The sequence below is a fragment of the Lentzea sp. NPDC092896 genome (genome assembly GCF_044754905.1).
Taxonomy (GTDB): Bacteria; Actinomycetota; Actinomycetes; order Mycobacteriales; family Pseudonocardiaceae; genus Lentzea.
In genome coordinates, this window is sequence record NZ_JBIVPX010000010.1 from 233,306 (window position 1) to 245,760 (window position 12,455).

Annotated in this window: 15 protein-coding genes and 1 pseudogene; 9 read left to right on the forward strand and 7 right to left on the reverse strand. The window is 69.5% G+C overall.

The features are described 5' to 3' along the window. Nucleotides 1–40 precede the first annotated feature (40 nt). The 4 genes from ACIQF0_RS38095 to ACIQF0_RS38110 all read left to right on the forward strand — a co-directional run bounded on the left by ACIQF0_RS38095 (nt 41) and on the right by ACIQF0_RS38110 (nt 2,962). Complete coding sequence (locus tag ACIQF0_RS38095; protein ID WP_401038125.1) at nt 41–445, forward strand: helix-turn-helix domain-containing protein; 405 nt, start codon at nt 41–43, stop codon at nt 443–445. Between the two features lie 7 nt (nt 446–452). Next, nucleotides 453–1,241 carry a pentapeptide repeat-containing protein gene (locus tag ACIQF0_RS38100; protein ID WP_401038127.1) on the forward strand — a complete coding sequence of 263 codons (789 nt, stop codon included), beginning with the start codon at nt 453–455 and terminating at the stop codon, nt 1,239–1,241. A gap of 76 nt (nt 1,242–1,317) precedes the next feature. Then, nucleotides 1,318–2,403 (forward strand): agmatine/peptidylarginine deiminase, encoded by a 1,086-nt coding sequence (locus ACIQF0_RS38105; protein ID WP_401038130.1) that lies wholly within the window; start codon nt 1,318–1,320, stop codon nt 2,401–2,403. 13 nt (nt 2,404–2,416) lie between these two features. Next, on the forward strand, nt 2,417–2,962 hold the full coding sequence (locus ACIQF0_RS38110) for a TetR/AcrR family transcriptional regulator (protein ID WP_401038132.1): 546 nt from the start codon (nt 2,417–2,419) through the stop codon (nt 2,960–2,962). Here the strand turns inward: ACIQF0_RS38110 and ACIQF0_RS38115 are convergent. Continuing rightward, entirely contained in the window at nt 2,959–3,519 is a 561-nt protein-coding gene (locus ACIQF0_RS38115; protein ID WP_401038135.1) for a TetR/AcrR family transcriptional regulator, read from the reverse strand. The two genes, ACIQF0_RS38110 and ACIQF0_RS38115, sit on opposite strands and share 4 nt — an antisense overlap. A 62-nt stretch (nt 3,520–3,581) precedes the next feature. Between ACIQF0_RS38115 and ACIQF0_RS38120 the strand changes: the two genes are divergently transcribed. Then, complete coding sequence (locus ACIQF0_RS38120) at nt 3,582–4,508, forward strand: SDR family NAD(P)-dependent oxidoreductase (RefSeq protein ID WP_401038138.1); 927 nt, start codon at nt 3,582–3,584, stop codon at nt 4,506–4,508. A 14-nt stretch (nt 4,509–4,522) separates the two neighbouring features. Here the strand turns inward: ACIQF0_RS38120 and ACIQF0_RS38125 are convergent, their stop codons facing one another. Both ACIQF0_RS38125 and ACIQF0_RS38130 read right to left on the reverse strand, forming a co-directional pair. Further along, the gene (locus ACIQF0_RS38125) at nt 4,523–5,287 is read right to left on the reverse strand and encodes an alpha/beta hydrolase (RefSeq protein ID WP_319980564.1); all 765 of its coding nucleotides are present in this window, start codon (nt 5,285–5,287) and stop codon (nt 4,523–4,525) included. A gap of 43 nt (nt 5,288–5,330) precedes the next feature. Continuing rightward, nucleotides 5,331–5,480 (reverse strand): hypothetical protein, encoded by a 150-nt coding sequence (locus ACIQF0_RS38130; RefSeq protein ID WP_401038141.1) that lies wholly within the window; start codon nt 5,478–5,480, stop codon nt 5,331–5,333. Between the two features lie 104 nt (nt 5,481–5,584). Here ACIQF0_RS38130 and ACIQF0_RS38135 point away from each other — a divergent pair, with 104 nt between their 5' ends. Further along, entirely contained in the window at nt 5,585–6,550 is a 966-nt protein-coding gene (locus ACIQF0_RS38135) for a sulfite exporter TauE/SafE family protein (protein WP_401038144.1), read from the forward strand. Here the strand turns inward: ACIQF0_RS38135 and ACIQF0_RS38140 are convergent. Next, nucleotides 6,547–7,077 (reverse strand): TetR/AcrR family transcriptional regulator, encoded by a 531-nt coding sequence (locus ACIQF0_RS38140; RefSeq protein ID WP_401038147.1) that lies wholly within the window; start codon nt 7,075–7,077, stop codon nt 6,547–6,549. The two genes, ACIQF0_RS38135 and ACIQF0_RS38140, sit on opposite strands and share 4 nt — an antisense overlap. Nucleotides 7,078–7,163: 86 nt before the next feature. Here ACIQF0_RS38140 and ACIQF0_RS38145 point away from each other — a divergent pair, with 86 nt between their 5' ends. Next, the gene (locus ACIQF0_RS38145) at nt 7,164–8,366 is read left to right on the forward strand and encodes an FAD-dependent monooxygenase (protein WP_401038150.1); all 1,203 of its coding nucleotides are present in this window, start codon (nt 7,164–7,166) and stop codon (nt 8,364–8,366) included. A gap of 9 nt (nt 8,367–8,375) precedes the next feature. Here ACIQF0_RS38145 and ACIQF0_RS38150 read toward each other — a convergent pair whose 3' ends face one another. Together ACIQF0_RS38150 and ACIQF0_RS38155 are read right to left on the reverse strand one after the other, a co-directional pair. Beyond that, nucleotides 8,376–8,804, reverse strand: coding sequence for a proprotein convertase P-domain-containing protein (locus tag ACIQF0_RS38150; protein ID WP_401038572.1), 429 nt, complete (start codon nt 8,802–8,804; stop codon nt 8,376–8,378). Next, nucleotides 8,781–10,007 (reverse strand): annotated as a pseudogene (locus ACIQF0_RS38155) (M14 family metallopeptidase); the annotation flags it as partial. The pseudogene ACIQF0_RS38155 and the gene ACIQF0_RS38150, both read right to left, overlap by 24 nt. 131 nt (nt 10,008–10,138) lie before the next feature. On the opposite strand from ACIQF0_RS38155, the gene ACIQF0_RS38160 reads away from it, so the two are divergent. Together ACIQF0_RS38160 and ACIQF0_RS38165 are read left to right on the forward strand one after the other, a co-directional pair. Beyond that, nucleotides 10,139–10,738 carry a DinB family protein gene (locus ACIQF0_RS38160; protein WP_401038153.1) on the forward strand — a complete coding sequence of 200 codons (600 nt, stop codon included), beginning with the start codon at nt 10,139–10,141 and terminating at the stop codon, nt 10,736–10,738. A 5-nt stretch (nt 10,739–10,743) separates the two neighbouring features. Next, on the forward strand, nt 10,744–11,322 hold the full coding sequence (locus ACIQF0_RS38165; protein ID WP_401038156.1) for a DinB family protein: 579 nt from the start codon (nt 10,744–10,746) through the stop codon (nt 11,320–11,322). A gap of 4 nt (nt 11,323–11,326) precedes the next feature. Here ACIQF0_RS38165 and ACIQF0_RS38170 read toward each other — a convergent pair whose 3' ends face one another. Then, nucleotides 11,327–12,412 (reverse strand): epoxide hydrolase family protein, encoded by a 1,086-nt coding sequence (locus tag ACIQF0_RS38170; protein ID WP_401038159.1) that lies wholly within the window; start codon nt 12,410–12,412, stop codon nt 11,327–11,329. Nucleotides 12,413–12,455 lie beyond the last annotated feature (43 nt).

Sequence of the window (12,455 nt, forward strand, 5' to 3'; positions counted from 1 at the left end):
AAAGTAGCAGTCTTTGCAAAGCATTCGGTAGGGTGCGTTCATGTCTCGACGGCCGCTTCCGGACCATCCCGTGCGCATCGCCTTGCTGGACCTGCTGGCCGAGCACGGAACGCTGACCTCCACCCAGGCCGCCGCACGGCTCGGGCAGAGCTCCGGGTTGTGCTCGTTCCACCTGCGCCGGCTCGCCGAGTTGGGGTTGATCGAGGAGGCGCCGCACCAGGGCGGCAAGGCACGGCCGTGGCAGCTGCGGTGGGAGACCGAGGACGAGCCTGCGCCGGACGAGTCGTTCAGCGCGCTCATCCACGTGACGCCGCAGGAGATGACGGAGATCGGCGCGTCGATCCGGCGGCTGCTGTTCCGCTACCGCGACCGGGGCACGCGTCCGGCGGACGCGGTGGCCGTGACCGCGGAGGTCCGGTTGCTCACCGGGGACCCAGTAGGCTGACCAGGCGATGGAAGAGCTGAAAGGCGACTGCGCCAACTGCTTCGGGTTGTGCTGCGTCGCGCTGCCGTTCGCGAAGTCGGCGGACTTCGCGGCCACCAAGGACGCGGGCACGCCGTGCCGGAACCTGCTGGCCGATCACCGGTGCGGCATCCACGACCAGTTGCGGCCCAAGGGTTATGCCGGCTGCACGGTCTACGACTGCTTCGGCGCCGGCCAGCGGGTGTCGCAGACGGTGTTCGCCGGCGTCGACTGGCGCGTCGCCGAGCGCGAGAAGATGTTCGTGGTGTTCCCCGTGGTCCGGCAGTTGCACGAACTGCTCTGGTACCTCGCCGAGGCCGCCCGTCTCGACCCGCACGACGACCTGGCCGCCGCGTTCGCCGAGGTCGAACGGCACACCGTTGCCGCACCGGACGAGGTCCTGGCGCTCGACGTCGCGGAGATCCGGGCGAAGGTCAACGTCCTGCTGCTGCGCACCAGCGAACGGCTGCGGTCCAGCGCCAAGTCCTACCGGGGCGCGGACCTGATCGGCGCGCGGCTGCGGAACAAGAACCTGAGCAGCGCGGACTTCCGCGGCGCGTACCTGATCGGCGCGGATCTCACGAACTCCGACCTGTCACGGGCGGACATGATCGGCGCCGACCTGCGGGGCGCGGAGCTTTCGGGCACCGATCTGAGCACGTGCCTGTTCCTGACCCAGCCGCAGGTCAACGCCGCGCGCGGCAACGCGAAGACGAAGCTCCCCGATGCGCTCTCCCGGCCGTCGCACTGGACGCCGGAACCTTCCCGGCGTCGCTGACCTCTGTATGCACCTTCACGGCTGCTACCAGCGGTTTCGGTTTGACTGAAATTTCAGTCAGGTTTACCGTGGAGGCATGAACAGGCGCAACTTCGTGCAGTCGGCGGCAGCGGCCATCAGCGGTCTGCTCGTCGGCTGCGGGAGCGAGACCGGTGGTGCCACCACGAGTGGGGCCGGGGAGAAGTCGTGGGTGATGCCCGAGGAGGGCGAGCCGCATCGGCGGACGTGGATGGCGTTCGCGGCCAGCGACCGGATCTGGGGCCGGGACCTGCTGCCCCAGGTGCGTCGTGACCAGGCGACGATCGCGACCACGATCGCGCGCTTCGAGCCGGTGTCGATGCTGGTGCGGGCCGAAGACCTGGAGCTGGCGCGGTCGCTGATGCCGGGTGTCGAGCTGGTGACCGCGGAGCTCGACGACCTGTGGATGCGGGACACCGGTCCGGTGTTCGTGCGCGGCGGTGGCGCGGTCGACTTCAACTTCAACGGCTGGGGTGGCAAGCAGGAGCATCGCCGCGACGCGCGGGTGGCGGGGTTCGTCGCCGGCCAGGCCGGTGCGGAGCGGGTGCGCACGGATCTGGTGCTCGAGGGTGGCGCGCTGGAGGTCGACGGTGAGGGCACGGCGATCATCACCGAGAGCTGCGTGCTCAATGGCAACCGCAACCGGGGTTGGAAGAAGACCGACGTCGAGCAGGAGCTCGCTCACCTGCTCGGGATCCGGAAGGTGATCTGGCTGCCGGGCATCGCCGGGCGCGACATCACCGACGGGCACACCGATTTCTACGCGCGGTTCGCCGGGCCGGGTGTGGTGGTGGCGGGGCTGGACAACGACCCCGAGTCGTTCGACTACGACGTGACGCGCCGCCACCTGGAGATCCTCAGGGCAGCCAACGACGCGGCAGGACGGCCGTTGCGGGTCGAGGTGCTGGAGGGGCCGGAGACGGTGCGGGTGCGTGACGAGGACTTCGCGGCCGGGTACATCAACTTCTACGTCTGCAACGGCGCGGTGATCGGGCCGGAGTTCGGTGACCGGCGGGCCGACGCCGCGGCGAAGGCGACGCTCGAGCGGTTGTTTCCCGGACGTACGGTGGTGCAGATCAACATCGACGGCATCGCGTCGGGCGGTGGTGGTGTCCACTGCACCACGCAGCAGGAACCCAGCTAGGAAGGACGTCGTCTTGTCGGAGCGCAGGACCCAGATGCTCGAGGCCGCGGTGCGGGTGATCGCGCAGGACGGCGTGCGCGGGTTGCGGGTCGAGAAGCTCGCGGCGCAGGCCGGGGTGTCCACGGCGTTGATCTACTACCACTTCAAGGACCGCGCCGGGATCCTGCGGGCCGCGCTGGAGCACGTGAACGACCGGGCGCGGTCCTACACCGGCGGCGTGGAGTCCGATGATCCGCGCGCGCAGGTCGAGCAGATGCTGCTGGCCGAACTGCAGGACGACTCGGTCGTGCGGGAGACGAGCGTCGCGTGGGGTGAGCTGCGGGCCAGCGCGGCGTTCGAACCGGAGCTGCGCGCCACGTTGCGCGCGGCCACCGAGGCGTGGAACTCCGACGTCGAAACCCTTGTCCGCCAGGCGAATCCGGCCCTCGACGCGGCGGCGGCAGCCGAACGGCTCACCGCGATGGTCGAGGGCTTGAGCGAGCGCTGGCACAGCGGCTCGCTCACCCTGCACCGCGCGCGGGACCTGCTGGCCGGCGCGATCGGCCGCGAGCTGGACTAGACGCGCCCTGATGGAACGAGGAGCCTGATCGCGGTGGTCATGCGGGACACGTACGACTCCCGGCTCTCGACCTGGTGCTTCACGCCGATGGACGCGCTGATCAACGTCTGCGCGACGTCCGTCTCGGCCGCTCCGCCCAATGCCGTCAGGACGAGCTCCTCGAACCGCTTCGGTGCTGTGTGGATGATCGGCCCGAGGAGGTCGGGGTTCTGTTCGATCACCTCGGGGACGTCTTTGCTCATCGGCCCCACGTAGCGGCCCGCCCACTGGTCGAACGCGCCGATCAGCCTGTCCCGCAGCGGTTCTGCGCTGTCGGTGAGGATCTTCTCCACCGCGACGAGGTCCTCTTCGAGCGCTCGGGTGACCGCGGCGCGGAACAGGTCCTGCTTGGACGAGAACAGGAAGTACAGACCGGGGCGCGAGATCTGGGCCGCTCTGGCCACCTCGTCCATCGAGGTCTTGCGGTAACCGTGCCGGGCGAACGTCAGCAGCGCGGACTCGAGCACCGCATCCCGCCTGGCGGTGTCGGCGACGTTCGAAGGTTCGGAGGCGACCACACGGCGACCCTACTGGGGCTGAGCACGCTTTACAAGTTCCGTCTAGTTTGTATAGTCGATGCATGGCCACGAGCAAACTGATCACCACGCCGTTCACCGCGGCCAGCACCGCCGACGAGGTTCTCGCCGGCATGGACCTCCACGGCGTCCGCGCGATCGTGACCGGGGCATCGTCGGGCATCGGCGCTGAAACCGCCCGCGCCCTGATCGCCGCCGGCGCGGAGGTGACACTCGCTGTCCGCACCCCGTCCACCACGGCTGCCGGCGCCCGGCTCGACCTCGCTGATCTGGGCTCCGTTCGCCGGTTCGTCGAGGGCTGGGACGGACCGCTTCACCTGCTGGTGAACAACGCGGGCGTCGTCACCGCAGGACTGGACCGCACCCCGCAAGGCTGGGAGCTGCAGTTCGCGACCAACCACCTCGGTCATTTCGCCCTGGCCACCGGTCTGCACCGGGCGCTGGCCCTCGGCGCGGCGCAACGCGGCGAGACGCGGATCGTCTCGGTCAGCTCGACCGCGCACATGCGCGCCGGCATCGACTTCGACGACCTGCATTTCGAGCGCCGCCCGTATGACCCGCAGATCGCCTACGCGCAGTCGAAGACGGCCAACTCGCTCTTCTCGGTGGAAGCGACCCGCCGCTGGGCCGGCGACGGGATCTACACGAACACCGTCAACCCCGGCGGCGTCGCAACCGGGCTGCAGCGCAACTTCACCCCACAGCAGAAGGCATCGCTGGACGCGGCCGAAGCCGCGGGCATCTTCACCTACAAGACGGTGGAGCAGGGCGCGGCGACGAGCGTCGTCGCCGCGGTGGCGCCGCAGTTCGCTCGCACAGGCGGCCATTACCTCGATGACGGCCAGGAGGCGTACACGGTGCCGGACGACTCCGCGCTTGCCGACCACCCGCACGGGGTGAAGGCATGGGCACTGGACCCGGCCGTCGCACACCGCCTGTGGCAGGTCTCGGCAGACCTGATCCGGGCCTGACCGACGGACGCGCCCTAGACCGACAGGCGCTGCTGGGCGACGGCGCGCGCGAAGCCCTCGACGTTGTCGATCATGATGTTGTGGCCGGTGTTCGGCACGGAGACGAGCTGGACACCGGACGCGGCGAGCTCGCGGCCGCCGCTGGGCGGTGCGTCCTCGGGGTGCAGGAAGACGCGCGGGATCTCCAGTTCCAGCAACAACTTGCGCATCGTGGGCGAGGTGCCGCGGACGAGGTCGACGGCGCTGCGGTAGAGGGCTTCGCGGCCGGCCATGCGCATGGTGGCGGCCCAGTGCGGGCCGACGTCGCGCAGCACGCGGTCGAAGCCGTGGCTCAGGAAGTCGGCTTCCCCGTAGGCGGCGATGCCCCGGCTGCCGGGTGCGCCGAGCGAGGGGGTGTGCGGGTCGATGTGGGGGTCGACGAGCACGAGGGAACGCACCATCTCGGGGTGGCGCGCGGCGAGCACGATGGCGACGGCGCCGCCCATGCTGTGGCCGATGATCTCGCTGCGGCGCAGCCCGATCTTGGCCAGTGCCACGGCGAGGGCGTCGGCGTGGCCTTCCAGTGAGTAGGCGAAGCCGCTGGGCCGGTCGCTGATGCCGAACCCGAGCAGGTCCATCATCAGGCTGCGGCGCCCTGCCAGCAGCGGGTGCGCGACGGCTTCTGCGTAGTAGGGAGCCGACGAGGCGCCCAGTCCGTGCAGGTAGACGCGTGCGGGCGAGGCGCCCGGCACTTCGACCCAGCGGATCCGGACCCCAGGTCTGATCTCGACGGCGCGCATGTCTCTCCCGGCGGTGTATCGGTGTCCGGACCCTACCCCGCGCTCAGCCGAGCCGAACGCGGTTTCGAGAGTCCGTTCTCATCTGGTCAGCGAGCCGCGCGGACGCCACTGCGGACAGCAGCGTGAGCACGAAGGTGTAGCCGAATCCTATGGCGGCGCGCAGGTGGGTGATCGCGCTCCCTGGCAAGGCCATCGCGTGATGTTCGTCCACATGAACGCTGGACGACAGCGACCGAACGGCGGCTTTTAGCCGCGTCGGGGCGAATCGGCAACCCCTTGGCCACCAAGGGTTCCGGCATGTGGGCGCCGTTGGCCGATCTTGCCGACGTCCGGATCATGGCGTGTGACCCGACTGATTGGACGGCCGGCATGCGACAACTGATCCTCCTCGCGCTGGTGGGCCTCGGCGCGCAGCTCGTCGACGGCAGCCTCGGCATGGCGTACGGCGTGACCTCGACGACCCTGTTGCTCGCGATCGGCACCAACCCCGCCGCGGCGTCGGCGACGGTGCACCTGGCCGAGATCGGCACGACGCTGGCGTCCGGGTTCTCGCACTGGCGGTTCGGCAACGTGGACTGGAAGGTCGTCGCGAAGATCGGCATCCCGGGTGCCGTGGGCGCGTTCGCCGGGGCGACGTTCCTGTCGAGCCTGTCCACCGAGGTGGCCGCGCCGGTGATGTCGCTGGTGCTGCTGGTGCTGGGTCTGTACGTGCTGATCCGGTTCACGACGTTCGGGCTGCCGCGCACGAACCTGGGCAAGCCGCTGCGCAAGAGGTTCCTGGCCCCGCTGGGCCTGGTGGCCGGGTTCGTGGACTCGACCGGCGGCGGTGGCTGGGGCCCGGTCGGCACGCCCGCGATCCTCGCCAGCGGCCGGTTGGAGCCGCGCAAGACGATCGGGTCGATCGACACCAGCGAGTTCCTCGTCGCGGTGGCCGCGAGCGTCGGGTTCTTCGTGGGCATCGGCAACGAGGGCGTCAACTTCACGTGGGTGCTCGCGCTGCTGGCCGGTGGCCTGATCGCCGCGCCGGTCGCGGCCTGGCTGGTGCGGCACATCCCGCCGCGCGTGCTCGGCTCCGCGGTCGGTGGCGTGATCATCCTGACCAACGTCCGCACGTTGCTGCGCAGCGACTGGATCGACGCGAGCGACGCGGTGAAGTGGCCGATCTACGGCCTGATCTACGTGGTGTGGGCGGCGGCGCTGGCCTACTCGATCCAGCAGCACCGGGCGAACCGCGACGTGGAGCCCGCGACGGAGAAGGTCTAGACGCCCAGGGCCGCGCGGGCGGCCGCGACGGTCGCCGCGCGCAGCTCGTCGACGGGGGTGTCGGGGAACTGCATGGTGCAGTCCTGCATGCCGCCGAACGCCAGCACCGCCCTGGTCTGCTGTTCCAGCGTCGCCTCCGGCCCGAACACGAGGTGGGTGAGCCGGGCGCGCCAGGACAGCACGACGTCGATCAGGCCCAGCTCCGCGAGCGTGGTCAGCTCGGTGAGCAGCAGCATCATGTCCTTGCGGTGGCGGTGGTGGAAGTCGAAGAAGCCCTCGATCAGCTCGACCGCCGCCACGTCGTGGCGTTGTTCCATGCGCGCGAGGAACCCCTCGCCGTCGTCGAGCAGCGGGGTGACGATGCTGCGGATGAGCTCTTCGCGTGAGGCGAAGTGGTAGTAGAGCGCGGGTTTGGTGATGCCGAGGCGGTCGGCGATCTCCTGCAGGCTGGTCTGCTGCACGCCCTGGGAAGCGAACAGCTCCCGCGCGGTCTGCAGGATCCGCTGCTTGGTGTCGGACTTGGCCACGCGCCGAATCTTACTTAACGATCGGTAAGTCGCGGGTGTAGGCTCGCGCCAGTTCACTTACCGACCGTTAAGTAAGGAGCGTTGACGTGCGAGTTCTCGTTTCCGGGGCGAGTGTCGCTGGTCCGGTGCTGGCGTACTGGCTCACGCGGTACGGGCACGAGGTGACGGTGGTCGAGCGGTCGCCGGTGCTGCGCAAGACCGGCGGGCACGCGGTGGACCTGTTCAAGCCGGCGATGGACATCTCCGAACGCATGGGGGTGCTGCCGCGCATCGAGGCGCTGGCGACCGGGACCACGCGGCTGACGTACCTGCGGGAGGGCACGCGCAAGCCGATCAGCGCCGACGTGACGAAGCTGTTCGCGGCCGCGTCGGACCGGCACGTGGAGGTCATGCGCGACGACCTGAGCGAGATCTACTACGACGCCACGCGCGCCGACGTCGAGTACGTGTTCGGCGACTCGATCACGTCCATCGGTGACGAGGTGAGCTTCGAGACCGGTGCGCCGAGGCGGTTCGACCTGGTCATCGGCGCGGACGGGCTGCATTCGAACGTGCGTCGGCTCGTGTTCGGTGAAGTCGAGAAGACGTTCGTGGGCGCGTACCTGGCCGTGTTGTCCGTGCCGAAGGAATTGGGCCTGCCGGGTGAGATGACCGGGCACATCGGGCCTGGACGTACGGCGGCGGTGTACGGCGCACGGCACCTGGACGACGCACGCGCGGTGTTCCTGTTCCGCTCGCCCGAACTCTCCTACCACCACCGGGACGTGGCGCGGCAGAAGCAGCTGCTGCGGGAGGCGTTCGCGGGGATGCACCCCGAGGTCGACTCGTGGCTGGAGCGACTGGACGGCGGGGCGTTCTACTTCGACTCGATCACCCAGCTGCGCGAGGACACGTGGTCGCGCGGGCGGGTGGCGCTGGTCGGCGACGCGGCCTACTGCCCCGGTCCGGCGGTCGGTGGCAGCACGAGTCTCGCGGTGCTGGGCGCGTACGTGCTGGCGGGCGAACTCTCAACAGGTTCGGACCACGAGGCCGCGTTCGCGCGGTACGAGAACGAGATGCGCGACATCGTGCACCGCAGCAGGGCGTTCGCGCTCGGTGTGGCGAAGACGTTGATCCCGTCCACGCGACTGGGGGTGACGGCGCTCGTTCGAGGCGCGCAGTTGCTGACGTCGTTGCCGTCGTGGGCGGTGCGGCCGCTGGCGAAGCTGAACTCGAAGGGCGTGCGAATGCACGACTCGATGCACGTGAAGGACTACGGGCGTCAGGGCGCCGGCGTACCGGCGCCCTGACTCACCGCACTAGAACTGCAGGCTCCACTTGTCGAGGAACCCGGTGTCCTGGTTGGCGTTGTCGTTGACCCTCAGCTGCCAGGTGCCGTTGGCGACCTCGCTGGAGGCGTTGACGGTGTAGGTGGTGTTGATGTTGTCCGTGCCGCCGCCCGCGCGGTTGTGCAGGACGTAGACGGTGCCGTCCGGTGCCACCAGGTCCACCTTCAGGTCGCCCTGGTAGGTGTGCTTGATGTCCACCGCGACCTTGAGGGTCGACGGCGCGTTGCCGGTCACCTCGGACACCGTGATCGGGGAGTTGATCGTGGTGTTGTCCCCGATCTGGAAGTCCGCGGCGTTCTCGAAGAACTTGCCCGGGCCGGGCGGGGTGACGCCGCAGTACTGCGCTTCCTTGCCGATGGCCTCGTACGGGCAGTCGGCGCGTTCCAGCAGCTGCAGCACGGCCTCCTTGTTGCGGGAGGTCTGCGCCGGGATGACCTCGTCGGGCGGGTAGAAGCCGCCGCCGCCGGCGCTGCCGGGGTACATCTCGAAGGTGTAGGCGAAGATGCCCTGCGTGCCCCACAGCCAGTCGGGGATCGAACCGTCGGTGATGTACAGGTCGCTGGACTGCTCGGGCGTGTAGCCGTTGCTCTGCGCCATGGACTGGCCGATGGTGGCGAACGTGTCGCGCTGGTCCTGGGTCAGGCCGGGCGCGACGTCGTCGTAGGTCCAGCCCCACGGCCACAGGATGAGCTCGCTGTAGGTGTGGAAGTCGATGGACGCGCCGATCTGCTGCTTGCCACCGACGTTGCGGCCGCGCACGAAGTCGGACACGACCTTGACCTCGGGCGCGGACGCCGCGCTCGGGCCGCGGTAGGTCTCGGAACCGGTGCTGCCGCTGGAACCGCCGCAGCAGCCCCACTTGTAGTCCCAGTTGCGGTTGAGGTCGGTGCCGACGTTGGACGAACCGGCGTTGGGCTGCCGGTTCTTGCGCCAGGACCGGTAGCTGCCGGTCGCGATGTCGTACTCGCCGCCGTCGGGGTTGACGTCCGGGATGATCCAGATCTCGCGGGTGTCCACGAGGCCCTTGATGCGCGCGTCGGACGCGTACTGGGTCGTGAACTGGTTGACCAGGTACAGCGCCATCTCGACGGTGAGGTGCTCACGGGCGTGCTGGTGGTGCGTGAACAGCACCTCCGGCTCGTTCTCGTCGACGCCGACGTTGTCGCTGATCTTGAGGGCGACGATGTCGCGGTTCTCGTAGGACTTGCCGATGACCTGCTTGCTGATCAGGTTCGGGTACGCGGCGACGGCGTTGTTGATCTCCGTCGTCATCTCGGCGTAGTTGTGGTATTTCGAGTCCGCCGCGGGGAAGTCGAACGGCCCGACCGCCGCGTTCGCCTCCATCCGCTTGGGCAGCTCGGTGACCTCGAACCCCTGTGCCTTCAGGCTCTTCGCCTCGCGCGCGGTCGCGGTGATCACGACGATGCCGTGCTCCTCGACCGAGTCGATCGCGGCACCGGACTTGGCGAGCTTGCTGCGCTGCTCAGCGCTGCGAACGTTGCTGACCTGGTAGTTCGTCGACGTTTCCTCGGCACCGGGGGCCGCGCCGGTGGGCACGCCTCCCATGGCGAACACGACGCTCGCGGCGACGGTGACCCCGATCAGGGGTCTGAGATGGCTCTTTCGCATGCAGGGCAACCCTTTCGTACCACGGCAGGGACATGGCTCCGCAATGTGTAGTGCGTGTGAAGGCACGCTGTCATCCCGCCATCCGTATGGGGTTACCTGGTGAGATGGGCCGTGTGGATGAAAAAGCTCTGCTGCACCGGTATCTGACCGCGGCGCGTGAGGCGTTGCTGTGGAAGCTCGACGGCCTGTCGGAGTACGACGCGCGCCGCCCGTTGACGCCGACGGGCACCAATCTGCTGGGGCTGGTGAAGCACGCGGCCGGGGTGGAGCTCAACTACTTCGGGCGCGTGTTCGACCGGCCGTTCCCCGACCCGCCGCTCTGGTCGACGGCGGACGCCCTGCCCGCGTCGGACATGTTCGCCGACACCGGCGAGTCGCGGAACTCGGTCGTCGCCTTCTACGGGCGGGTGCGGGAGTTCGCCGACGCGACGATCGCCGCGCTGCCTCTGGACGCGCCGGGCCGGGTGTCGTGGTGGTCGGAGGGGCGGCGGGAGGTGACGTTGCGGCAGGTCCTGGTGCAGGTGTCGATCGAGCTGCACCGGCACGCCGGGCACGCGGACGTGGTGCGGGAGCTGATCGACGGCGCGACGGGCATGCAGGACGGCAACACGAACATGCCGCCGGTGCCCGCCGGGTGGTGGGACGGGCACCGCGCCCGGCTGGAGGAAATCGCCGCCACCGCCGACGCGACTCTGCGAGGGTGAGGGGCATGGCCTCTGATCCGAAAGCCGACCTGCACCGCTATCTGAAGGTCGCCCGTGAGGCGTTGCTGTGGAAGCTCGACGGCCTGTCGGAGTACGACGTGCGCCGCCCGTTGACGCCGACGGGTACGAACCTGCTGGGCCTGGTCAAGCACCTGGCCGGGGTCGAGGCGGGCTACTTCGGTGACTGCCTGGGCCGGCCGTTCCCCGAGAAGCTGCCGTTCGACGTCGACGCGGACCCGAACTCGGACATGTTCGCCACGGCGGAGGAGTCCCGTGAGGACGTGCTGGCGTTGTTCGCGCGGGCGACGGCCTTCGCCGACACCAGCATCGAGGAACTGCCGCTCGACGCGCCCGGTGTGGTGCCGTGGTGGCCGGAGGAGCGCAAGTACGTGACGCTGCACCTGCTGCTCGTCCACGAGATCGCCGAGGTCAACCGGCACGCCGGGCACGCCGACATCCTGCGCGAGGGACTCGACGGGGTCGCGGGCCTGCGCGCGAACAACTCGAACCTGCCGCAGCAGGACTGGCAGGCCCACTGGGACCGCGTCGAGCTGGAGGCGCGCAAGGCCTCGGGCCAGGCGTGATCGGTCAGTGGAACTCGGCCTGCTGGTAGGCCGAGAAGTACTCGCGGACGTCGGCCACGTACAGGTCGGGCACCTCGGAGGCCGGGAAGTGGCCGCCGCGGTCGTACTCGGTCCAGTGCTCGACCTCGTGGCCGGGGTCGAGCAGCGAGCGGATGCCGTTGTCGGCGCCGAAGGTCGCGAACCCGGTGGGCGCGGTCGCGGCCGCCCAGGTGCCGGGCGCGTTCATCGACTCGTAGACGAACTCGGCCGAGGTGGCGCCGGTGCCGGTGAACCAGTGGATCGACACGGCGGTGAGCAGGGCGTCGCGGTCGACCTCCGTGCTCCAGGCCTGGAACTTCTCGAAGATCCACGCCAGCAGGCCGGCTGGTGAGTCGGTCAGGGAGAAGCCGATCGTCCAGGGCTTGGTGGACATCAGCTGCAGGTAGCCCAGACCGGTGGCGACGGCGTCGTTGAACCGTTCGGCGCGCACGAGTTCGACGCCGGTCAGGCCGTCGAGCGGCAGCGGGCCGCCGAACGGGTGGGAGCTGGGGCCGTTGACGTGCAGCGCGGCCACGGCCGGGGTCAGGCGGCTCATGGCGCCGGCGATGCCCGCGCCGACGTCGCCGGACTGGATGCCGTAGCGGCCGTAGCCGAGGCTGTCCATCAGGGTGGTGAACGCGGCGGCGGTGCGGGAGACGTCCCAGGCGCCGGTGACCGGGGTGGAGAAGCCGAAGCCGGGGATGGACGGCACGACGACGTGGTGGTCGCGGGCGAGTTCGGCGATCACGGCGGTGAAGTCGGCGAACGTCGAGGGCCAGCCGTGGATGAGCAGCAGCGGCAGGGCGTCCTCGCGGGCGCTGCGGACGTGGACGAAGTGGATCGGCTGGCCGTCGATCTCGGTGACGAACTGCGGGAAGGCGTTGAGGCCGGCCTCGATCGCGCGCCAGTCGAAGTCGTCGGCCCAGTAGGCGGCCAGGGCCTGCAGCTCGGCGACGGGGACGCCTCTGGTCCAGCCGCCGGTGCCGGACTGGGCGGGCCAGCGCGTCGCGGCGAGGCGGTGGCGCAGGTCGGCGAGGTCGGCGTCGGGGATGTCCACGCGGAATGGGTTCATGGATGCCATCCTCGCCGCGATCGCGGAACGGTTCGTTCCTCGA